Origin of the sequence: Thauera sp. WB-2 (assembly GCF_027594845.1) — a bacterium.
Taxonomy (GTDB): Bacteria; Pseudomonadota; Gammaproteobacteria; order Burkholderiales; family Rhodocyclaceae; genus Thauera; species Thauera mechernichensis.
On the sequence record NZ_CP088935.1, the window covers coordinates 198605 to 219724 of the forward strand.

Sequence of the window (21120 nt, forward strand, 5' to 3'; positions counted from 1 at the left end):
GTTTGTTCTTTTGTTTTTATATTGATTTAAATAATAAAGAAGTTAACAGTAGAGCGAAATCTGTGGATAAATCGGCGGGTGCCAAGCACAGCAAGGGTGTTGCCGGTCTAACAAGGCGTTGAGAAATGCTTGTATGGCCTGTGGCTTCATTGTTCATCGATTCTGCTTGTTTTCCTTTTGCCCCGGTTGTTCACAAGCACGCCTCTTCTTACCCTCAGGATTGTTCACCGCATGGATGTGAGATTGCTGCACGAGCGGCCAAAGTGGGAGATCTTCTGTCAGGTTGTGGATAACTTTGGGGATATCGGCGTTTGCCTGCGTATTGCGCGCGATCTTGCCGATCGCGACGGCAAGCGGGTTCGTTTATGGGTGGATGATTGGACCGTGCTCGGCCGGCTCTGCCCGGCTGCGGCCGCAGCCGATCCCGGGCGCGGAGTCGAAGTGGATGGGGTGGTGTTCCGCCACTGGGTGCAGCCTTTCCCGGACGTCGTGCCTGGCGAGATCGTCATCGAGGCGTTTGCCTGTGAGCTGCCCGAAGTTCATCTGCAGGCGATGGCGAAACTCGCCGAGCGGCCGGTATGGATCAACCTCGAGTATCTGTCGGCCGAAGACTGGGTTGCGGGATGTCACGGCCTTGCCTCGCCGCATCCCCGCCTGCCTCTGGTCAAGCACTTCTTCTTCCCTGGTTTCGACGAGGCAAGCGGCGGCCTGCCGAGAGAGACCGGCCTGATCGGCCGCCGTGAGCGTTTCAGGTCCGATCCTGCGGGTATGGCGGCATGGCGCGCCGAGCGTGGATTGGGCAGCCTTGCGGATGACACGCTATGGATCTCGCTGTTCGCCTACGAGCAAGCTGCCCTGCCCGGCCTGCTCGAGGCCTGGCAACAGGGCACGCGCCCGGTCGCCCTGTTGGTGCCGGAGTCGCGCATCCTTGGCAATGTGGCCGCCGGCCTTGGGCTCGATACGCTGCACGCCGGGCAGCGTATCGAGCGCGGCCGGCTCACGACATGTGTGCTGCCATTCACTGACCAGGCGGGTTACGACGCCTTGCTATGGAGCTGTGCGCTGAACTTCGTTCGCGGCGAGGACTCATTCGTACGCGCCCAATGGGCTGCAGTGCCGCTGGTGTGGCAGATCTATGCACAGCAGGATGACGCCCACCTCGTGAAGCTCGAGGCCTTCCTGGCGCGTTACTGTCATGGCTTGGAAGAAGGTGCAGCCGCTGCCCTCGGAGACTTCTGGCGGGCCTGGAACGGGGCTGACGACATCGCGCCTGGCCAAGCCTGGCACGCACTGGAGCAGGCCCTGCCCGTGATCGCAGGACATGCGCGGTGCTGGAGCGATCGGCTGGCATCGACAGCCGATCTCGCCAGCCGCTTGACAAAATTCTGTTTCCACATCCGCGGCGCCGCGAGGTAAAATCGCGGGCTAATTTTTTCAAGGACATGCGGCCGCGCGCCGCGTCGAACAATTCAGGAAACAGCATGAAAACCGCTCAGGAACTCCGCTCGGGCAACGTCATCATGGTCGGCAGCGACCCGCTGGTGGTGCAGAAGGCCGAATACAACAAGTCCGGCCGCAACGCCGCAGTCGTCAAGATGAAGCTCAAGAACCTGCTCACCGGCGCGCCGTCGGAGTCGGTTTACAAGGCTGACGACAAGTTCGAGGTGGTCGTACTCGACCGCAAGGAAGTCACTTACTCCTACTTTGCCGACCCGATGTACGTGTTCATGGACGCCGACTACGAGCAGTACGAAGTCGAGGCCGAGAACATGACCGACGCCCTCAAGTACCTCGAGGACGGCCTGCAGTGCGAGGTGGTGTTCTACAACGGCAAGGCGATTTCGGTCGAGCTGCCCAACAGCGTGGTGCGCGAGGTCGTCTATACCGAACCCGCCGTCAAGGGCGACACCTCGGGCAAGGTCATGAAGCCGGCCAAGATCGGTACCGGTTTCGAGCTGCCGGTGCCTGCCTTCGTCGAGATCGGCGACAAGATCGAGATCGACACCCGTACCGACGAGTACAAGAACCGCGTCAAGTAAGCGCGTTTCATCGCTTCATCAAAATGGGCCCGCAAGGGCCCATTTTGCTTTCCGGATGTTGCAGTGTGCAATTTGCGCGTTGTCTTCCGTGTCGGAATGCGTAACCTCATCGATGCACCCTTCACTGTCCATCCTTGTCCTGCGAACACCATGAGCGTAATGCGTCCCCTCCTGTCCGTCCTCGGTATGAGCCTGCTGTTGGGCTGTGCCCCGGAACCTGTCGCACCTGAGGCTTCCAAGGCCCCTGAGGCGGTCGAGCCAGCTGCGGTTGCGGATCAGTCCAGGCCAGACGCCCGGGAGGCTGGGCGTGAAGCCGTCGAAGCTGCACGTGAGGCGGCTGCCAAGGCGGGAGAGGCGGCGAAGAAGCTCGGCGAAGCCGGTGCCGCGGCGGCCCAGGCCGTGGTCGAGTCCACCGAGGACAAGCTGCGCAAGGGTGCCGAGGCCGCGGCCGGCACTGAGCCGATGGTGCGCGATGCCAAGGAGGCTGCCGAGCAGGCGGCGCAGCGCATTGCCGACGCCACGCGAGATGCTGCGCAGCGCCTCAAGGAGGCTGGCAAGGGTGCGATCGACAGCGTGCGGCAGCGCTCCGGGACTGCTGCCGATGGCGAGGGTAGTGACGTAGATGCCGTTACCGAACAGCAGCCGGCGCCCGTCGAGGAGCGCGATGTTGCGCGGCCTGTGGAGTCCGAAGCGCCGCGCTGAGCGGGGGCACGCCGGCTGGCAGGGAGCGCACCGAGTGGTCGCTTCCGTGCGATGAGTCGGCGGTCGTGTCGGGGTTCGACCTGGTATCGAGGATGACCTGTGCAGGGCTGAACCAGCGCGCCAGATGGCGGTCGTGGGTAACCAGCAGCACCGCGCTTTGTCGCGCTTCAGCGCTTCTCAGCAGCACCTCGAGGGTCTGCTGCTGGGTCAGCAGGTCGAGTCGGGAGGTCGGTTCGTCGGCGAAGATCAGTGACGGTTCGAGGAGCAGCGCGCGGGCAAGCGCAACACGCTGCAACTCGCCTCCGGAGACGCCGCCGGGCGGCCGTTCAAGCAGCCCGGCGCCCAACGCTCGGGCTGGGCGGCGACCAGGGCTTGCGTTTAGGGGGGTGTGGCTTACTCAGGACCTGGGTACATGCGCCGGACTCCACCCGTTCGCCATTCTGCAGGCCCGCTCCAGCCAGCCGCCGCGCCAGGCTGCGACGATACCGAGAAGGACGCCGGGGATGGCGGCACTGAGCACGCTGAGCGCGGCCAACCCCAAGGACAGCTGCCCGGCATGGGCGAGACGGGCGACCATGCTGCGGCCCAGGTGATCGGTACCCAGTCAGTGCTTTTGTTAATGATAATCGATATTGATATTGATTGTAGCCAGTGAGTCCGGCTCACCATGCCGCATCGAATGCAGCCAGCACGCGAGGCGGGCTGGACACGGCGGGCGAGCGGTGGACGATTCCGCGCCCGGTGTTGTCCTGCCAGAGGCTGCCCTTGAGCAGGGCAGCGGCATAAAGCGGAATGGACTCGATGCAGTGGTCCGGACGCAGCACTCCAGAGTGCGTGTCTGCAAGTCCGGCAGATGCAGCGCCAAGGCGGCTGCGGTCGATCGACTGTTCCTCGACCCACTCGGTGCCGGGGCCGCGGTAGGTGCATAGCATGCGCACGCCGACCCGATCGACGTGCAGGCGCGGACACATCGCCTTGTGGATGACCTCCAGGCGCACGCCGATGGCCGGAGCATCGAGCAGTTCGGCAAGCATCTCGGCGAGTTGGGCGAGATCGTCCGCCAGCGCATCACGCCCGCTGCCCGTTGGCAGTGTGTCGAGAACAGGGGTTTGGCCAGGGGTGATCAGCTGCCGGAAGCCGCATCCGAGTGCGCCCGCATTGCGCTCGAGCCAGTTGCCGATCGTCGGATCGGGGGTCCTGCGCCAAACGGCGAGCTGAATCGCTGGATCGAAGATGCGAGTCAGGCCGAAGGCGTCGTCGCCGATTGCAGCACAGCTGGTCACCAGGTTCGGGAGCGCGGCGGTCATGCGGATTCTCTGGGCAGGTTAGGGCGATCAAACTACAGCAAATGCAATAATATAACATTGCATTTGCTGACCCAAAGTACCCCCAGCGTCCTGGGCATGAGTGCCGAGGAGGTCTCGTAGAGGTCTCGGGCTATCGCGTCGCTGTCATCCCGCGGGAACCTTTCTCCCTGCTCCATGAGTCCGAGACGAACCTCCGCCGACTAAAATGGCGGCTCACGCCTTCGCCCCGCACTCATGTCCGCCTCCGCACCCCGCTACACCCCTGTCGACGCTCCCGCTTCGATCGCAGCCGCCATCCGCATCCGTGGCGCGCGTCAGAACAACCTGCGCAACCTCTCGCTGGACCTGCCGCTCAATCGCCTGACGGTGGTCACCGGCGTGTCTGGCTCGGGCAAGTCCTCGCTGGTGTTCGACACGCTGTACGCCGAGGGCCAGCGACGCTACGTCGAGACCTTCTCGCCCTATGCGCGCCAGTTTCTCGACCGCATGGACAAGCCACAGGTGGATCGCATCGAGGGTGTACCGCCGGCGATCGCGATCGACCAGACCAACCCGGTGCGCACCTCGCGTTCGACCGTGGGCACGATGACCGAGCTCGCCGACCACTTCAAACTGCTGTATGCGCGCGCCGCGCACCTGCACTGTCGTTGCTGCGGCAAGCCGGTGCGGCGCGATTCGGCCGACAGCATTGCTGCGGAGCTGCGTGCGCGCGCGGCGGCGGAAGGTGACCCCCGGCTGGTGGTGTGTTTTCCGGTGACGGTGCCGTCCAACTTCAGCGAGACGGAGGTGACCGGCCTGCTCAATGCGCAGGGCTACACCCGCATCCAGGAACGCATCGCCGCGGGCGGCGCCGAGAGCAACGACGTCCTGCAGGTGGTGCAGGACCGCTTCCGCGCGTCGAATGCCGAGGATGCTCGCCTGGCCGAGGCGCTGGAGACGGCGCTGGCGCGCGGCCATGGCCGGTTGTCGGTGTATGCGTCGGGTGAGGGCGTCAAATCCGGGACACCGAATGGGACGGGGACACCGGGCGAGGCGGTGTGGCGCTATTCCTCCGGCCTGCATTGCGCGGACTGCGACATCCACTATTCCGAGGCCACGCCCGGTCTGTTCTCGTTCAACTCGCCGATCGGCGCCTGCGAGACCTGCCGCGGCTTCGGGCGGGTGATCGGGGTGGATTTCGGTCTGGTGGTGCCCGACGAGTCGAAGACCCTGGCCGAAGGCGCGGTGAAGCCGTGGCAGACCGAGAGCTACCGCGAGTGCCAGGCCGACCTCGAGAAGATGGCGAAGAAGTATGGTGTGGCGATGGACATCCCGGTGCGCGACCTGCCACCGGAGCATCGCCAGTGGTTGTTCGAAGGCGACCCGAAGTGGAAGAACTGGGACAGCTCGTGGCCGCGCTACTGGTATGGCGTGCGCCACTTCTTCGACTGGCTGAAGACCAAGGCCTACAAGATGCACATCCGTGTGCTGCTGTCGCGTTACCGCAGCTATACGGAGTGCCCGGCCTGCCACGGCGCGCGCTTGAAACCCGACGCCCTGCTCTGGCGCCTGCCGACCAGCGCCCCTACAGGGGGCGCGGCGACCGGGCTGGCGATCCACGAACTGATGGCGATGCCGGTCGATCGCATCCGCGAGGCGGTGGCGGCGCTGCGCATCCCGGGCGTCCCTGACGAGGCCACCGAACTGGTGCTCGGCGAGATCCGCAGCCGGCTGAATTACCTCACCGACGTCGGCCTCGGCTACCTGACCCTGGACCGCCAGTCGCGCACCTTATCGGGCGGCGAGGTGCAGCGCATCAACCTCACCACCGCGCTCGGCACCTCGCTGGTGAACACCCTGTTCGTGCTCGACGAGCCTTCGATCGGGCTGCACCCGCGCGACATCGGCCGCATCCTCGGCGTGATGACGCGGCTGCGCGACGCCGGCAATACACTGGTGGTGGTCGAGCACGACCCTCAGGTGATGGTCGCCGCCGACGAGTTGCTGGAGATCGGCCCAGGCCCGGGCGAGCGCGGCGGCAACATTGTCGCGCGCGGCACGCCGGCCGAGATTGCTGCAAATCCGGACTCGGTGACCGGCCCCTGGCTGGCGGGGAAGAAGCGCATCGACGTCGATCGCCCGCCGCGTCGGGTCGATGACGCCACCCCGCGGCTGACGCTGGTCGGAGCGCGTCAGCACAACCTGCGTGATCTTCGTGTCGGCTTCCCCTTGCAGCGTCTCACTTGCCTGACCGGCGTCTCCGGCTCGGGCAAGTCGACGTTGATCCAGGACGTGCTGTTTCCAGCGCTGGCGAAACACTTCGGCGAGGCGGTCGAATCACCCGGGATCTTCGACCGTCTCGACAATGTGGATAACTTGCGCGGCGTGGTCATGGTGGACCAATCGCCGATCGGCAAGAGTTCGCGCTCCAATCCGGTGAGCTATGTCGGCGCGTGGGACCCGATCCGCGCCCTGTTCGCCGCCCTGCCGGAGGCGAAACAGCGTGGCTACACGCCTGGCACCTTCAGCTTCAATGCCGGCCATGGCCGCTGTCCGACCTGTACTGGTTCGGGTTTCGAGCACGTCGAGATGCAGTTCCTGTCCGACGTCTGGCTGCGCTGCCCCGACTGCGACGGTAAGCGTTACAGGCCGGAAGTGCTTGAATTGAAATGGAAAGAAATGTCCGTTGCTGATGTGCTCGAACTTACGGTACATGAGGCGCTGGACGTGTTCCGCGAGCACCCCAAGGTGCTCGCCGCGCTCGCGCCGCTGGCCGACGTCGGCCTCGACTACCTGCGCCTCGGCCAGCCCGTGCCGACGCTTTCCGGCGGCGAGGCGCAGCGCCTCAAGCTCGCCGGCCACCTCGCCGAGGCAGCGCAGAAGAAAGCTGTACGCAAATCCAGGCCTGTGGATAACTTTGGGGAAAAGCGTGGGGAAGATCGCGACCCCGGGTTGCTCTTCCTGTTCGATGAACCCACCACAGGACTTCACTTCGAGGATGTGGCCAAGCTGCTCGGCGCCTTCGACAAGCTGCTGCAGGCGGGGCATTCACTCATCGTCATCGAACACAACCTGGACGTGATCGCTGCCGCGGACTGGATCATCGACCTCGGCCCGGAAGGTGGCGAAGGCGGCGGCGCGGTCGTCGTGGAAGGCCCGCCGGAGTTCGTGCGCGCGCATGCAGATTCGCACACCGCCGCCGCCTTGCGCGAATACGCCGAAGCCCTGGCCCGCACCCGCAGCGGTGAGACATCCGACGGTAGGAGCGGCGCCAGCCGCGAGGGTTTGGCGCATCTCCAGACGGAAGAACCGCTCGCGGCTGGCGCCGCTCCTACAGGGGGGAAGCGATCACTCGTCGCTGCCGAACCGCGGGTGGATTACCGCCCGATTGCCGCGCCGGCGATAGAGATCCGCCACGCCCGCGAGCACAACCTGAAGAACGTCAGCCTGCAGATCCCGCGTGACCAGTTCACCGTGATCACCGGCCTGTCCGGCTCGGGCAAATCCACCCTGGCCTTCGACATCGTCTTCGGCGAGGGCCAGCGGCGCTACCTGGAATCGCTCAACGCCTACGCGCGCCAGTTCGTGCAGCCGGCCAGCCGGCCCGACGTCGATGGCCTGTTCGGCATCCCGCCCACGGTGGCGATCGAGCAGCGCACCAGCCGCGGCGGGCGCAAGAGCACGGTGGCGACGCTGACCGAGATCCACCCCTTCCTGCGCCTGATGTACGTGAAGCTGGGCACGCAGTTCTGCCCCGATTGCAACGTGCCGGTGACGCCGCAGAGCTTCGAGGCCATCGTCGCCCAGATCCAGCGCGAACTGCGCGGCGCCTCGGTCGAAGTGCTGGCGCCGCTGGTCGTCAACCGCAAGGGCCTATACACCGACCTCGCCAAGTGGGCGCGGAGCAAGGGCCACACGCAGCTGCGCGTCGATGGCGAATACCTGCCCACCGCCAAGTGGCCACGGCTGGACCGCTACAAGGAACACAACATCGAGCTGCCGACCGGCATGGTGGTGGTGCAGCCCGAGCACGAGGCCACGCTGCGCGAATTCGTCCGCCAGGCGCTGGAGATCGGCAAGGGCGTGATCAAGGTGCTCGAGATCGGTAAGCTCGGTGCGGCGCCGATCACCTTCTCTACCCTTCGCGCCTGCCCGAGCTGCGGCACCGGCTTCCCCGAGCCCGATCCGCGCCTGTTCTCGTACAACGCCAAGCACGGCTGGTGCCCCAAGTGCTACGGCACCGGGCTGAAGACTGCAGCGCGCATCGAGGACCCGGACGCGCTCGACCTGGGCGATGCGGAAGAGGTCATCGTCAGCGACGAGCCCTGCCCCGCCTGTGACGGCGCGCGCCTCAATCCGGTGGCGCGTGCAGTGCGCTTCCGCGAGCTCGGCCTGCACCAGCTCGCGGCACAAGCAGTAGATGAGGCGGCCGGCTTCTTCACCGATCTGGCGCTGAACGAGCGCGAAACCGACATCGCCCGCGACCTCGTCAGCGAGATCCGTGGGCGGCTGGCCTTCCTGCAGCACGTCGGCTTGGGCTACCTGGCGCTCGACCGTGCCGCGCCCACGCTGTCCGGCGGTGAGGCGCAGCGCATCCGCCTGGCGGCGCAGCTCGGCTCCAACCTGCGCGGCGTGTGCTACATCCTCGACGAGCCGACCATCGGCCTGCACCCGCGCGACAACCGCCTGCTGCTCGACACCCTGGAGGCGCTGCGCGACCGCGGTAACACCCTGCTGGTGGTCGAGCACGACGAGGACACCATCCGCCGCGCCGACCACGTCATCGACCTCGGCCCCGGCGCCGGGGTGCGCGGCGGCCGGGTGGTGGCCGAAGGCGGCATCGACGACCTGCTGGCCGCGCCCGAATCCGCCACCGGCGCATGCTTCCGCCACCCGCTGCAGCACCCGCTGCGGCCGCGCCGCGCGGTGCCCGACGACCATGCGGCGATCCGCATCGAAGGCGCCAGCCTGCACAACCTACGCAACGTGACGGTGCGCATTCCGCTCGCGCGCCTGACGGTGGTGACGGGCGTGTCCGGCTCGGGCAAGTCCAGCCTGGCACGCGACGTCATCCACGCCAACCTGCGCGCCCGCCTTGGAGACCCCGAGGCCACCCGTGCCCGCCGCCGCGGCAAGGCACAGCCCGAAGAGGTCGACCAGGCACTGATCGGCTGCAAGGGCGTCCATGGCTGGCAACAGGTCGGCCGTGTGCTGGAGGTCGACCAGACCCCGATCGGCAAGACCCCGCGCTCCTGCCCGGCGACCTACGTCGGCTTCTGGGACGCGATCCGCAAGCTCTTCGCCGACACTTTCGACGCCCGCACCCGCGGCTGGAACGCTTCGCGCTTTTCCTTCAACACCGGCGCCGGGCGCTGCCCGGTCTGCGATGGCGCCGGCCAGACCACCGTCGAGATGAGCTTCCTCCCCGATGTGAAGACGCCCTGCGAGGGCTGCGGCGGTGCACGCTTCAATCCCGAGACCTTGTCGGTGCGCTGGAAGGACAGGACCGTCGCCGAGGTGCTGGCGATGCCGGTGGACGAGGCGGTGGATTTCTTCTCCGCCCATCCCGCGATCGCCCACCCGCTGCAGCTGCTGCAGGACGTCGGCCTTGGCTACCTGACCCTGGGCCAGCCCAGCCCGACGCTGTCGGGCGGCGAGGCGCAGCGCATCAAGCTGGTGACCGAACTGGCCAAGGTGCGCCGCCGCCCGGGTGACTCCGAAGACACGGGTGGTGTGCCGCTGCCGGCCGACAAGCACAGCCTGTATGTGCTGGACGAGCCGACGGTGGGCCTGCACATGGCCGACGTCGACAAGCTGATCCGGGTGCTGCACCGCCTGACCGATGCTGGCCATACGGTTCTGGTGATCGAGCATGACCTCGACGTCATGGCCGAGGCCGACTGGCTGATCGACCTCGGCCCGGAGGGCGGCGATGGCGGCGGCCGGGTGGTGGCCGAAGGCCCGCCCGAGGTGGCGATGGCGACGCCGGAGTCGCACACCGGGCGCCATCTGCGCGAGTTCCTGGCGCAGCGCAAGGCTGGATGATGTCCTGTGCGCCGGAACCCGCGCGCCGACGCCGGGTCTGTGCTCGGGCAGACGATCTTGCGGCGCGCAGCCTTCTTCGCAACACCACGCATTTTGATCATGGAACGACACACACATGACGACACGTAAAGTCCGCGTCTGGGACCTGCCCACCCGATTGTTCCACTGGCTGCTGGCCGTCCTCGTGGTTGCGGCCTACGTTACCGGCCAACTCGGCGGCAGCTTCATCCAGTGGCACGGCCGCGTCGGCATTGCCATCCTGGGGCTGCTAACCTTTCGCCTGGTGTGGGGCTTCATCGGCTCCACCTATGCCCGCTTTGCGGACTTCGTCCCGGGCCCCGCTCATCTGTGGGCGCACCTGCGCGGTCACTGGAGCGGGCTTGGTCACAACCCGCTCGGCGCCCTGTCGGTGCTCGCCCTGCTCGGCGTGATGAGTTACCAGGCGGTCACCGGGCTTTTTGCCAACGATGACATCGCTTTTTCCGGCCCCTTGCGCGCGCTGGTGAGCGGCGATACCAGCGATTGGTTGAGCGGCCTGCACCGGCAGAACTACTGGCCGATCATCGTCCTCGTCGCGCTGCACGTGGGGGCAGTGCTGTTCTATGCCGTGTTCAAGAAGGACAACCTGGTCAAGCCGATGATCACCGGCGACAAGGAGGTCGATGAGGCCGATGCCCAAGCCGCGCAGGGTGGCGGCATCGTGGCTTTGCTGCTTGCGTTGGCGATCACGGCTGCCGTGCTTTACGCGGCGACGGGCAGCTTCATTGCGCCACCGCCACCGCCTCCGGTACCCGCCTGGTAAGGTCGTCCCTTGCCTGGCGTAGAGAACGACAAAGCCACCCTTGGGTGGCTTTGTCGTTGGAGTACAAGTACCGTGCCGGGTCAGTCGGCGCGGTACTTGTCGTGACAGGCCTTGCAGGTGGCGCCCGTTTCGCCGAAGGCCTTCTGCACCGCGGCCTTGTCACCGCTGGCGGCAGCCTGTGCCAGGTTCGCTGCAGCGGCGTTGAAATCCATCGCCAGCTTGCCGACATCTTCCATGTTCTGGAACAGTTCGGGCTTGGCGCGCGTCTTGCGGTCGCCGATGTCCTTGTCGGTGCCCGGGCCGTACAGTGCGCCCATGCCCGAACCCGCGATGGCTGCGATGGCGTTGGCAGCGGCCTGCACCTGCTGCGCGTTGAACTCGCCTTCAACGTTGGCCTTGATCTTGCCCATGTTCCAGCTCATGAAGCTGTAGCCGGCCTGGCGGAACTTGATCTGGTCTTCCGGCTTGACCTGAGCGGAAGCGGTGGCTGCAACGGACAGGGCGATGACGCCGAACAGGATGGATTTCTTCATTGACGACCTCTTAGCGTTGTGGGAAGGGTAATGCGTGTCGGCAGCGGCACAGCGGGCATGTGGGTTGCTGACTGACCGCCTTGCGACAGTGCGCCTTGCGGATTGGTTCAGCACATCGCATATCGACAAGCGATGATATTCCGCTCGTATGAGCGGAGGCAATCGCGTGCGTAGTGTTAAAGCCTGCCGCGACGGCGTCGTAATAAGCAGTCTATAAGCAAGAAACAGCAAGCAAGGGATATGTCCCTGCGGACAAGGAGATGAATGATGCGCCGTCTGGCTGATACACCGATCTGGCTTCGCCTCACCCTGGTGATCTGGCTCATGCTGGTCGTGGCCTGGGGTGGGATGATCGCGTGGGAGACACGGGTCAACCGCAACATGGCGATCGAGCAGGCCAAGGACTTTGCCGGCAGCATCAATGAGATGACCATGGCCGGCCTCACCGGCATGATGATCACGGGTACGGTCGGTCAACGCGACGTGTTCCTTGACCAGATCAAGGAACTCAGCGTCGTGCGCGACCTCAAGGTGATCCGTGGTGAGGCAGTGAGCAAGGTCTTCGGCGACGGCGGCTTGCCGACGGTCGGTGGCGATGCCGACGAACGCCTGGCCCTGGCCGAGGGCCGGACCACGATGCGGGTCGAGCACAATGCCGAGCATGGCGAGCATCTGCGTGTGGTGATCCCGTCTCTCGCCTTGCGCGACTGGCTGGGAAAGGATTGCATCGCATGTCACCAGGTCGCCGATCGCACACCGCTCGGTGCGGTGTCGATGCGGATTTCGCTCGACAAGGCCAATGCGGCGGTGATCGATTTTCGCAACCAGAGCATCGTGTTTGCCTTCCTCGTCTCCTTGCCGCTGATCGGTTTCGTCTATCTGTTCATCCGTCGCTTCGTCAGTCGTCCGCTGTCTCACCTCAATGAAGGCCTGGCACAGATTGCGCAAGGCGGTGGTGACCTGACCCGGCGCCTGGAAGTGGGTGGCCACGACGAGATCGGGCGCACCGCGCTCACCTTCAATGAAATGCTGGCAACCCTGGCCGCACTGGTACGCCAGGTCGCGCAGTCGGCCTCGGCAGTCACCAACGCGGCCGGGCAGCTGGCCGGAAGCGCCACGGCAGTTGCCCAGGGCTCGCAACGCCAGCGCGCCACATCGGCAAACGCGGCGGAGACCGTCGACGCCATGATGGGCAACATCTCCAGCATTGCCGAGCGCACCGAGGCCGTGCGTGCGCGTTCGCATGACAGCTTGCAGCGCGCTCGGGAAGGGCAGGAGAGCCTGCGGCGACTTGTCGGCGAGGTGGGCCAGGTCGAAGCCACCGTCAAGCAGATGGCCGATGCGGTGAGCGACTTTGTTGGCTCGACGCAGGCGATCTCGCGCATGACGAGCGAAGTGCGGGACATTGCCGAGCAGACCAACCTGCTTGCACTCAATGCGGCGATCGAAGCGGCGCGGGCAGGCGAGCAGGGCCGTGGCTTTGCCGTGGTGGCCGACGAAGTGCGCAAGCTGGCAGAGAAATCCGCGCGCTCGGCAGGCGAGATCGATGCCTTGACGCGCGAGATCAGCAGCCGCTCGGATTCCGTTCAGGGTTCGATCGAGGATGGCCTGCATCACATCGAGTCGAGCCGCGCAGTAGCTGAAACGGTGAGCCAGGTGCTCGATTCGGCCAATGTGCTGGTCGTAGAGGTCGTGGACGGGCTGGACCACATCGCGCAGGCCACCGGTTCGCAGCGGGTATCGAGCCAGTCGGTGACTTCCAGCATCAGCGAGATCGCCGGCATGGCCCAGGACAACGGCCGCACCGTCGATCAGACCGTGGAGGCTGCACGCCACCTGGAGGCGCTGGCAGCACAGCTGCAGGATTCGGTATCGCGGTTCCGCTTCTGAACGCTGGCGGGGGGCTGCAACACACGTGCTGCAGCCCCCGCCAGCGTGTCGAATGACTTATTCGATGCGGACGGGGACGAAGATGCGTGCGCTGCCGCGCTGGATCAGCAGTGCGAAGCGGTTGCCCGAACGCTGCAACTGAGCGCGGAACTCGGCGATGGTGGTCACCGGCTGGTTGTTGATGGCCAGGATTACATCGCCGCGCTGCAATCCGGCACGCGCGGCGGCGCCATCGACGCTCTCCACGGCCAGGCCGCCGCGCAGCCGCAGTTCGGAAGCCTCCTGGGCGGTGAGGGCGCGTGCGCTCAGCCCGAGCTTGTCGCCCAGCTTTTCCACCTGGCTGGGCAGGGGGTCGGCTGCGGCCACCGTATCGGTGGTCAGTTCGTCGAGCGTTGCGGTGACGCTGCGGCTGCGGCCATCGCGCCAGATCTCCATGCGCACCTGGGTCCCCGGGCGTTTCTCGCCGATTACGCGCGGCAGTTCGGCCGAATCGGAGATGCGCCGGCCATCCACTTGCAGCACCACGTCACCGGGCTGCAGGCCGGCCTTCTCCGCCGCGCTGCCCGGGTCGACGCTGGCCACCAGCGCGCCGTGAGCCTCGGCCAGCCCGAAGGACTGGGCAAGCTCCTTGTCGACGCCCTGGATGGCAATGCCCAGGCGGCCGCGCTGGACACGGCCGTGGGCGACGAGCTGGTCCTTGACGTTCATGGCAACGTCGATCGGGATTGCGAACGAAATGCCCATGAAGCCGCCCGAGCGCGAGTAGATCTGCGAATTGATGCCGATCACTTCGCCCGCGAGGTTGAACAAGGGGCCGCCCGAGTTGCCCGGGTTGATCGCGACGTCGGTCTGGATGAAGGGTACGTAGGTCTCGTCCGGCAGGCGGCGCGCCTTGGCCGAGATGATGCCGGCGGTGACCGTGTTGTCGAATCCGAAGGGTGAGCCCATCGCCACCACCCACTCGCCGACGCGGGCGTCGTCGGCATTGCCGATCCTGAGGGTGGGCAGGTTCTGCGCGTCGATCTTGAGCAGGGCGACGTCGGTGCGGCGGTCAACCCCCACCACCGTTGCCTTGAACTCGCGCTTGTCGATCAGCCGCACGATGACCTCGGACAGCGCGGCATCCGCGTTCTCGCCTGCCACCACATGGGCATTGGTCAGCACATAGCCGTCCTGGCTGACGATGAAACCCGAGCCGATGCCTTGGCGTGCGCGCGGCCCCATGCCCGGCTGGCCCGGGAATCCCGGCATGGGTACCCCGAAGCGACGCAGGAAGTCGTAGAAGGGGTCGTTCGCGAACGGGTTCTCACCGGTGACGCCCTGTGCCTGGCGCTGGACGACGCTGATGTTGACGACCGCAGGTCCGACCTGCTCGACCAGGTCGCCGAAGTCCGGCAGCCCGTAGCGGTTGGGCGACACCATGGAGGGAGCGGTCGCCTGCGCCATGGCCGGCGACACGAAGGCCCCCTGCGGGAGCGCCGCTGCAAGCGCGACGGCGAGGGCACTGACGGCAATGATCTTCTTCATATCGGTATTCACGCGTGGTCGTGGAAGTTGATGGACGTGCACGAGTGCGTAGACGCGGGAATCCGCATCCTGTTCCCGACGACACGTCCGCTTTCAGATCGGGCCGAGCGGGCGTGACTTCAAGGCCGGCGCCTCTGCCTGCCCGCCAGGGGCGTCAGAATTCCGCCTGCAGCGTGACATGGACCTGTCGCCCGGCCTGGTTCGCCGGCCGGTTGCGATACTCCGCCTGTGCCTGCAGTGGCCGGTTGGCCAGTTCCTGGTGGCGGCCGAGCAGGTTGATCGCGCTCAGCCGCAAGCTCAGGGTGCCGTGTTCAAGGCGGAAGCTGCGCGCTGCACTCCAGTCCACGGTGGTGTACGCAGGCACGGTGTAGCTGAAGCCGGGCACGTAGCTGAAGCCGGCGTCGATCGGTCCCATGCGCAGTACGCTCAGCATCGATTGCCAGGGGCCGACGCGTTGCAGCCAGCTCAGGCTGCCGGAGTAGGGTGCGGTATTGCCGCGGATGCGGTCGTCCGCGGCGCGGCGATCGATCATGCTGTGCGACAGGATGAACTCGGTCCCGGGCCATGGGCTGGTGCGCAACTGGTACTCGAGTCCGCTGAGGCGGACCTCGCCGGCGTAGTTCTCCCAGCGCGTGCTGCGCAGGGTCTCCAGGAAGGCAAGGTAGCCCGCGTCGCCGGTGCGGGGCAGGTCGGTGATGAGCGGTCCGGGCTGGCGCACGATGAGATCATCGATGCGCTCATGGAACAGGCGCACGTCGAGGGTGCTGCGCTGGTCAGGCAGTACGCCCAGGAAGCCGAGTTCGAAGGCGTCGATGCGCTGCGGCCTCAGGGCCGGATTGGGAAGCTGGCGTTGCTGCAGCAGCGCACCGGTGTCGGAAACGATGCGCACATCGGCATTGCGTTCGAAAAGTCCGGGCTGGCGCCAGGCGCGCGAGTGGCCGAGACGCCAGGTCATGTCGGGAGCGGCCTGCCAGTTGAGGAATACGCGTGGCGCAAAACGAGCGGCATCGCCACCGAGCTTCTCCACCATGCCGCCGAAGTTCCACAGCCATGCCGGTGCGCTGCGCCATTCCAGATTGGCGAACAGGCGCTGCTCGCTGCGCTGGTGCGCCTTGGCAGCGTGGAAATAAAAGGGCGAGGCCTGCTCGACATGCCGCCATTCGGCGCCCCACAGCACGCGTGTGGCGGGATCGAGGCGCCAGCGGTGCTCGACTTCGAGACTGTGCTGGTCGGTCACTGCGGTGTTGCCGACGTCGGCACCGAAGGCAACGCCAGGCGCGAGCGGGAGCGGGGGGTTGATGCGCGAATCCAGCCGCCATTCGTCACGCACGCGCTGGCGATTCCAGTAGGCCGATACCAGCCACTCCTCTTCGGCCGCGGCGACGTGGCGCCAGCGCAGGTGCAAGGTGCGGTTGGCGTGCTGCGATTCGCGCATGCCGGCGCTGTTGAAGAAGGAGCGCTCATAGCCCGCGTCGCGCCGGCCCTCGGCAAACACCGCATTGAGGTTGAGCTCGTTGCGTTCGTCGAGCTGGAGATCTCCCCGCACCGACAAAAGGTTCGTGCGGCGACCATCATGCAGCCCGGCAAAGCCTTCGTCGGCCTCGTGCTGCGCACTGATGCGCAGGCTGAGCGGGGCCGATTCGACGGCATGGCGCGCGCTGACGTCCAGGATACCGGGCGCGCCACGGCTCAGACGCAGGCTTGTTCCGGTGTTGTCGGCGCTATGCCGGGTGCGGATGTTGACGATGCCCAGGAAGGCGTTCGAGCCGAAGGCGGCGGAGTTCGAGCCGCGTACCACCTCGATGCGCTCGATATCCTGCAGCGAGATGCGCTCCGCCGAAGAGTTGAACGAGGGCGCAGGATAAGAGCGCCCGTCGATCAGGACCTGCATCTGCAGTGGATAGTCCATGCCCAGGCCATGGTAGGTGACCCAGTGTGCGTTGCCGCGTTCCTGGCCAACCTGGAAGCCGGGGACGAGCCGCATCAGGCGGCTGAGGTCGCGGTAGCCGGTGGCAGCGATGAAGTCCGCATCGAATACCGTGACCGCAGCCGGGCTGTCGTGCAGGGTCTGGGGCAGGCGCGAGGCGCTGAGCACGACCGGCAGCGGTGCGAAGAAGCTGTCTTCTGCCCGCACCTGTCCTGCGCACAGGCTTGCGGTGAGAATCAGGGCCAGTCCGCCGGCAGTACCGGAGTGGGAGCGCATCGATGGGTTTGAGCTGAGTCAGGGCTGGCGAAGTATAGCGGTGAGCCGCCGGTCGCGCAGGAGGGCATTGGAAGCTGTAACATCCCCAGCTATCCGCTTCAGGCTCCATTCCTTTTCCGGAACGCATAAACGCCATGACCCTGACCGATCTCCGCTACCTCGTCGCGTTGGCGTACGAGCGTCATTTCGGCCGTGCGGCCGAGAAATGCCATGTGTCACAGCCGACGCTGTCTGTGGCGGTCAAGAAGGTCGAGGAGGAGCTCGGCGTCCAGCTCTTCGAGCGCAGCGCCTCCGAGGTCAAGATCACCGAGACCGGTCGCCGCATCGTCGCGCAGGCAGAGAAGGTGCTGATGGAGGCGAGCCAGATCCAGGAGATCGCCGCGGCGGGTAAGGATCCGCTTGCAGGCCCGCTGCGCGTAGGGGTGATCTACACCATCGGCCCTTACCTGCTGCCGCGCCTGATCCCGCGCGTGCACCAGCTTGCGCCGCGCATGCCGCTGATCATCCAGGAGAACTTCACCGCTCGCCTGGCCGAGTCGCTCAAGCGCGGCGAGCTCGATGTCATCATCATCAGCCTGCCGTTCGAGGAGACCGGCATCGTCGCCCAGCCGGTCTACGACGAGCCGTTCCGGGTGCTGATGCCGTCGGCCCATCCGTGGACGCAGGATGAGTCGGTCTCGGCCGAGCACCTCGCCGACGACCAGTTGTTGCTGCTTGGCGCGGGCAACTGCTTCCGCGAGCAAGTGCTCGAGGTGTGCCCGAGCTGCCGCAACATCGGCGGGCTGCAGCGCACGCTGGAGGGCAGTTCGCTCGAGACCATCCGCCACATGGTGGCCACGGGTCTCGGCGTGACGGTGTTGCCCAGTTCGGCGGTCGACGAGATGTCGGCGCAGAACCCCTTGGTCGCGGTACGGCCGTTCAGCGACCCCGAGCCTCAGCGCCGTGTCGCCCTGGCGTGGCGTGTCACCTACCCGCGCAGCGGGGCGATCGACGTGCTACGAGCGGCGATCCTGGACAGCGAACTGCCCGGGGTACGGCCGGTGGGGCGTGTTCCACAGGTGGATACGGGGCTGCGCCAGGCATAGCCCTGCGGCATGAAAGGTATTCCGGCGATCAATTGGATTCATTGGACCGATTGGCTTACGATTGAACCATCCCGGCTGGACGCAGCCGCTCCAGCGCATCAATCACAGGAGAAGCGACATGGAAATCGATATCGGCATCACCAAGAAGGATCGCGCCAAGATCGCCGAGGGCCTTTCGCGCCTGTTGGCGGACAGCTACACCCTGTACCTGACCACACACAATTTCCACTGGAACGTCACCGGGCCGATGTTCAACACGCTGCACCTCATGTTCGAGGCGCAATACAACGAACTCGCACTCGCAGTTGACCAGATCGCCGAGCGCATCCGCGCGCTGGGCTTCCCGGCGCCCGGCACCTACAAGGAGTTCCAGAAGCTCACCAGCATGAGTGAGCCGGACGGGGTACCCTCGGCGCAGGACATGATCCGCCTGCTCGTCCAGGGCCAGGAAGCGGTGATCAAGACCGCACGCAGCATCGCGCCGGTCGCCGACAAGGCGAGCGACGAGCCTACGCTCGACCTGCTGACCCAGCGCATGCAGGTGCACGAGAAAACCGCCTGGATGCTGCGCAGCCTGCTCGAAGCCTGAGCTTGAGTGCAGCCGCGCCGGTCGGCGCGCGGAGTTGCATACGGGCCCTGCGGGGCCCGTCCTCATTTCAGCCTCCGGAAAAGCGCACGCGTTGCCTGGGCTGGCTGGGCTGGGTGATGTGGTCCAGGGGCAGGACATGGGTCTGCTTCACGCGGCCGAGCACGATGTCGGTCTTCACGTTGGCGATGCCGGGCAGGCACAGCACGCGCTTCATCATCAGTTCGGAGAAAGCGGCCAGGTCGGGAGCGACCAGGCGCAGTACGTAGTCGGCGTTGCCGCTCACCGAAAAGCACTCGAGTACCTCGGGCAAGCCGGCGACGGCGGCTTCGAAGGCTTCGCTGCGTGCCCCGCCCTGGCGCTCGAGCACGACATGGGCGAAGGCGGTGACGCCCAGGCCGACGGCTGCGGGGTTCAGCAGTGCGGCGTAACCGGCGATCAGTCCGCCTTCCTGCAGGCGCTGCAGGCGCCGGCTCACCTGGGATGCGGACAGGTGGACCTGTTCGCCAAGCGTGGCATTGGTGGCATTGCCGCTGCGCTGCAGGGCATCGAGGAGTGCCAGATCCTGACGGTCTACGGTGAAAGTGCTCATTTATGTGCTTTAATATGCATGAATTGTGCGCATATTACCGATAAATGCGCGAATAACGCGCACTTTATGTGTGGGATGCGCAGCATAATGCTCCTCACAAGACCACCTGAGGAGACACCCCATGACGCTTACCGAATCCTTGCTGCATGCGCTCAAGGCGCATGGCGCGCGGCAGATCTTCGGCATCCCGGGCGACTTCGCCCTGCCCTATTTCCGCATCATCGAGGAATCGAAGATCCTGCCCCTGCATACGCTCTCGCATGAGCCAGGGGTGGGCTTCGCCGCCGACGCGGCCGGACGCATCGGCGGCGGACTGGGCGTGGCCGCGGTAACCTACGGCGCAGGTGCGCTCAACATGATCAACTCGGTGGCCGCAGCGTATGCCGAGAAATCACCGCTGGTGGTCCTGTCCGGCGGTCCGGGCCGCGGCGAGTCGAACTCCGGGCTGCTGCTGCATCACCAGGCCAAGACGCTCGACTCCCAGTTCCAGATCTTCCGTGAGATCACCTGCGATCAGGTGCGTCTGGACGATGCAGCGCGCGCGCCCGCCGACATCGCGCGCGTCCTCGCCAATTGCCTGCGCAACTCGCAGCCGGTGTACATCGAGATCCCGCGCGACATGGTCGCCCAGCCCTGCGCAGCGGTGATCGCCGAGCCGCCGCCAGCGGTCGATGGCGAGGCGCTGCAGGCGTGTGTCGCAGAGATCCTCGAACGTATCGGGCGCGCATCCGCGCCGGTGCTGATGGTGGGTGTCGAGGTGCGCCGCTTCGGGCTCGAGGACAAGGTCGCCGAGCTGTCGCGCCGCCTTGGCCTGCCGGTGGTGACCAGCTTCATGGGCCGCGGCCTGCTTGCAGATCATGGCGCACCGCTGGTGGGTACCTACATGGGCCTGGCCGGCCTGCCCGAGGTGACGCGGCTGGTGGAGGACTCCGACGGTCTGTTCCTGCTCGGCGTGATCATCTCGGACACCAACTTCGCGGTGTCAGAGAAGCACATCGACCTGCGCAAGACCATCCAGGCGCTGGAGGGACGGGTGACGATGGGTTACCACACCTACCCACGCATCCCGCTCGATGCGCTCGTCGATGGCCTGCTTGCCTGCGTGCCCCCGGCGGCGAAACACTTCGAGGTGTCGCGCCCGGCTTTCCCGCATGGCCTGGTGGCCGACGAGGCCACCATCGCGCCAGCCGACGTGGCATTGGCCGTCAATGACCTGATGGCCGAGCATGGCAAGCTGCCGATCGCCTCCGACATGGGCGACTGCCTGTTCACCGCGATGGACATCGAGCACACCGCCCTGGTGGCGCCGGGCTATTACGCCACGATGGGTTTTGGTGTGCCCGCGGGCCTCGGCCTGCAGGCGGCTACGGGCCAGCGTCCGCTCATCCTCGTTGGCGACGGCGCCTTTCAGATGACGGGTTGGGAACTGGGCAACTGCCGACGCTACGGCTGGGATCCGATCGTGCTGTTGTTCAACAACAGCAGCTGGGAGATGCTGCGCACCTTCCAGCCCGAGTCGGGCTTCAATGATCTCGACGACTGGGGCTTCGCGCAGATGGCCGCGGGCATGGGCGGCGACGGCGTGCGCGTGCACACCCGGGCCCAGCTCAAGCAGGCGCTGGATCGTGCGATGGCGACGCGTGGGCGTTTCCAGCTCATCGAAGTGATGATCCCGCGTGGTGTGCTGTCCGAGACGCTGTCGCGCTTCGTCGCCGGGGTCAAGCGCCTGAACGCCGCCAAATCGGGCTGAACCGGATCGGCGTGCGCGGCCGAGGGGGTTGAAGGGGGCATCGCCTTCAACCCCTCGCGGCGGGTGCCGCTCCCACGCGG

The 21120-nt window shown here is 66.0% G+C and carries 15 protein-coding genes; 9 read left to right on the forward strand and 6 right to left on the reverse strand.

Features of this window, described 5'->3' with window-relative positions:
- Positions 1-231: 231 nt before the first annotated feature.
- From earP to LQF09_RS00810, 3 genes are all read left to right on the forward strand, one after another.
- Entirely contained in the window at positions 232-1416 is a 1185-nt protein-coding gene (gene earP / locus LQF09_RS00800) for an elongation factor P maturation arginine rhamnosyltransferase EarP (protein ID WP_270068912.1), read from the forward strand.
- A gap of 65 nt (positions 1417-1481) precedes the next feature.
- Positions 1482-2039: an elongation factor P gene (gene efp / locus LQF09_RS00805; protein WP_002932183.1), complete on the forward strand. Its 558-nt coding sequence runs from the start codon at positions 1482-1484 to the stop codon at positions 2037-2039.
- Positions 2040-2189: 150 nt separating this feature from the next.
- Positions 2190-2741, forward strand: coding sequence for a hypothetical protein (locus tag LQF09_RS00810; protein ID WP_270068913.1), 552 nt, complete (start codon positions 2190-2192; stop codon positions 2739-2741).
- On the opposite strand, the gene LQF09_RS19625 is transcribed toward LQF09_RS00810, so the two are convergent.
- Together LQF09_RS19625 and LQF09_RS00815 are read right to left on the reverse strand one after the other, a co-directional pair.
- Positions 2668-3087 (reverse strand): ATP-binding cassette domain-containing protein, encoded by a 420-nt coding sequence (locus tag LQF09_RS19625; RefSeq protein WP_333482874.1) that lies wholly within the window; start codon positions 3085-3087, stop codon positions 2668-2670. The genes LQF09_RS00810 and LQF09_RS19625 overlap by 74 nt on opposite strands.
- Before the next feature lie 316 nt (positions 3088-3403).
- The gene (locus tag LQF09_RS00815; RefSeq protein ID WP_002932189.1) at positions 3404-4048 is read right to left on the reverse strand and encodes a DUF1826 domain-containing protein; all 645 of its coding nucleotides are present in this window, start codon (positions 4046-4048) and stop codon (positions 3404-3406) included.
- Between the two features lie 234 nt (positions 4049-4282).
- Here LQF09_RS00815 and uvrA point away from each other — a divergent pair, with 234 nt between their 5' ends.
- Positions 4283-10072, forward strand: a complete 5790-nt coding sequence (gene uvrA, locus LQF09_RS00820) for an excinuclease ABC subunit UvrA (protein ID WP_270068914.1) — start codon at positions 4283-4285, stop codon at positions 10070-10072.
- A 115-nt stretch (positions 10073-10187) separates the two neighbouring features.
- Positions 10188-10874 (forward strand): cytochrome b/b6 domain-containing protein, encoded by a 687-nt coding sequence (locus LQF09_RS00825; RefSeq protein ID WP_002932194.1) that lies wholly within the window; start codon positions 10188-10190, stop codon positions 10872-10874.
- Between the two features lie 80 nt (positions 10875-10954).
- On the opposite strand, the gene LQF09_RS00830 is transcribed toward LQF09_RS00825, so the two are convergent.
- Entirely contained in the window at positions 10955-11407 is a 453-nt protein-coding gene (locus tag LQF09_RS00830) for a c-type cytochrome (RefSeq protein ID WP_002932207.1), read from the reverse strand.
- A 264-nt stretch (positions 11408-11671) separates the two neighbouring features.
- Here LQF09_RS00830 and LQF09_RS00835 point away from each other — a divergent pair, with 264 nt between their 5' ends.
- A complete protein-coding gene (locus LQF09_RS00835; RefSeq protein WP_002932210.1) occupies positions 11672-13297 on the forward strand; it encodes a methyl-accepting chemotaxis protein in 1626 nt (541 codons plus the stop codon).
- A gap of 57 nt (positions 13298-13354) precedes the next feature.
- Here the strand turns inward: LQF09_RS00835 and LQF09_RS00840 are convergent, their stop codons facing one another.
- Positions 13355-14824, reverse strand: a complete 1470-nt coding sequence (locus tag LQF09_RS00840) for a DegQ family serine endoprotease (protein ID WP_270068915.1) — start codon at positions 14822-14824, stop codon at positions 13355-13357.
- Between the two features lie 154 nt (positions 14825-14978).
- Positions 14979-17027, reverse strand: coding sequence for a TonB-dependent receptor plug domain-containing protein (locus LQF09_RS00845; protein ID WP_270068916.1), 2049 nt, complete (start codon positions 17025-17027; stop codon positions 14979-14981).
- 134 nt (positions 17028-17161) lie between these two features.
- Between LQF09_RS00845 and LQF09_RS00850 the strand changes: the two genes are divergently transcribed.
- Together LQF09_RS00850 and LQF09_RS00855 are read left to right on the forward strand one after the other, a co-directional pair.
- Positions 17162-18112, forward strand: coding sequence for a hydrogen peroxide-inducible genes activator (locus tag LQF09_RS00850; protein WP_270068917.1), 951 nt, complete (start codon positions 17162-17164; stop codon positions 18110-18112).
- Between the two features lie 118 nt (positions 18113-18230).
- Positions 18231-18701 (forward strand): Dps family protein, encoded by a 471-nt coding sequence (locus tag LQF09_RS00855; protein WP_002932999.1) that lies wholly within the window; start codon positions 18231-18233, stop codon positions 18699-18701.
- A 67-nt stretch (positions 18702-18768) separates the two neighbouring features.
- On the opposite strand, the gene LQF09_RS00860 is transcribed toward LQF09_RS00855, so the two are convergent.
- Positions 18769-19290, reverse strand: coding sequence for an Lrp/AsnC family transcriptional regulator (locus tag LQF09_RS00860; RefSeq protein ID WP_002932997.1), 522 nt, complete (start codon positions 19288-19290; stop codon positions 18769-18771).
- A 121-nt stretch (positions 19291-19411) separates the two neighbouring features.
- Here LQF09_RS00860 and ipdC point away from each other — a divergent pair, with 121 nt between their 5' ends.
- Entirely contained in the window at positions 19412-21040 is a 1629-nt protein-coding gene (ipdC, locus tag LQF09_RS00865) for an indolepyruvate/phenylpyruvate decarboxylase (protein ID WP_270068918.1), read from the forward strand.
- Positions 21041-21120: the final 80 nt, after the last annotated feature.

Coding starts and splice junctions, on each gene's coding strand:
- earP (WP_270068912.1), top strand. CDS start 232: ATGGATGTGAGATTGCTGCACGAGCGGCCAAAGTGGGAGATCTTCTGT.
- efp (WP_002932183.1), top strand. CDS start 1,482: ATGAAAACCGCTCAGGAACTCCGCTCGGGCAACGTCATCATGGTCGGC.
- LQF09_RS00810 (WP_270068913.1), top strand. CDS start 2,190: ATGAGCGTAATGCGTCCCCTCCTGTCCGTCCTCGGTATGAGCCTGCTG.
- LQF09_RS00815 (WP_002932189.1), bottom strand. CDS start 4,048: ATGACCGCCGCGCTCCCGAACCTGGTGACCAGCTGTGCTGCAATCGGC.
- uvrA (WP_270068914.1), top strand. CDS start 4,283: ATGTCCGCCTCCGCACCCCGCTACACCCCTGTCGACGCTCCCGCTTCG.
- LQF09_RS00825 (WP_002932194.1), top strand. CDS start 10,188: ATGACGACACGTAAAGTCCGCGTCTGGGACCTGCCCACCCGATTGTTC.
- LQF09_RS00830 (WP_002932207.1), bottom strand. CDS start 11,407: ATGAAGAAATCCATCCTGTTCGGCGTCATCGCCCTGTCCGTTGCAGCC.
- LQF09_RS00835 (WP_002932210.1), top strand. CDS start 11,672: ATGATGCGCCGTCTGGCTGATACACCGATCTGGCTTCGCCTCACCCTG.
- LQF09_RS00840 (WP_270068915.1), bottom strand. CDS start 14,824: ATGAAGAAGATCATTGCCGTCAGTGCCCTCGCCGTCGCGCTTGCAGCG.
- LQF09_RS00845 (WP_270068916.1), bottom strand. CDS start 17,027: ATGCGCTCCCACTCCGGTACTGCCGGCGGACTGGCCCTGATTCTCACC.
- LQF09_RS00850 (WP_270068917.1), top strand. CDS start 17,162: ATGACCCTGACCGATCTCCGCTACCTCGTCGCGTTGGCGTACGAGCGT.
- LQF09_RS00855 (WP_002932999.1), top strand. CDS start 18,231: ATGGAAATCGATATCGGCATCACCAAGAAGGATCGCGCCAAGATCGCC.
- LQF09_RS00860 (WP_002932997.1), bottom strand. CDS start 19,290: ATGAGCACTTTCACCGTAGACCGTCAGGATCTGGCACTCCTCGATGCC.
- ipdC (WP_270068918.1), top strand. CDS start 19,412: ATGACGCTTACCGAATCCTTGCTGCATGCGCTCAAGGCGCATGGCGCG.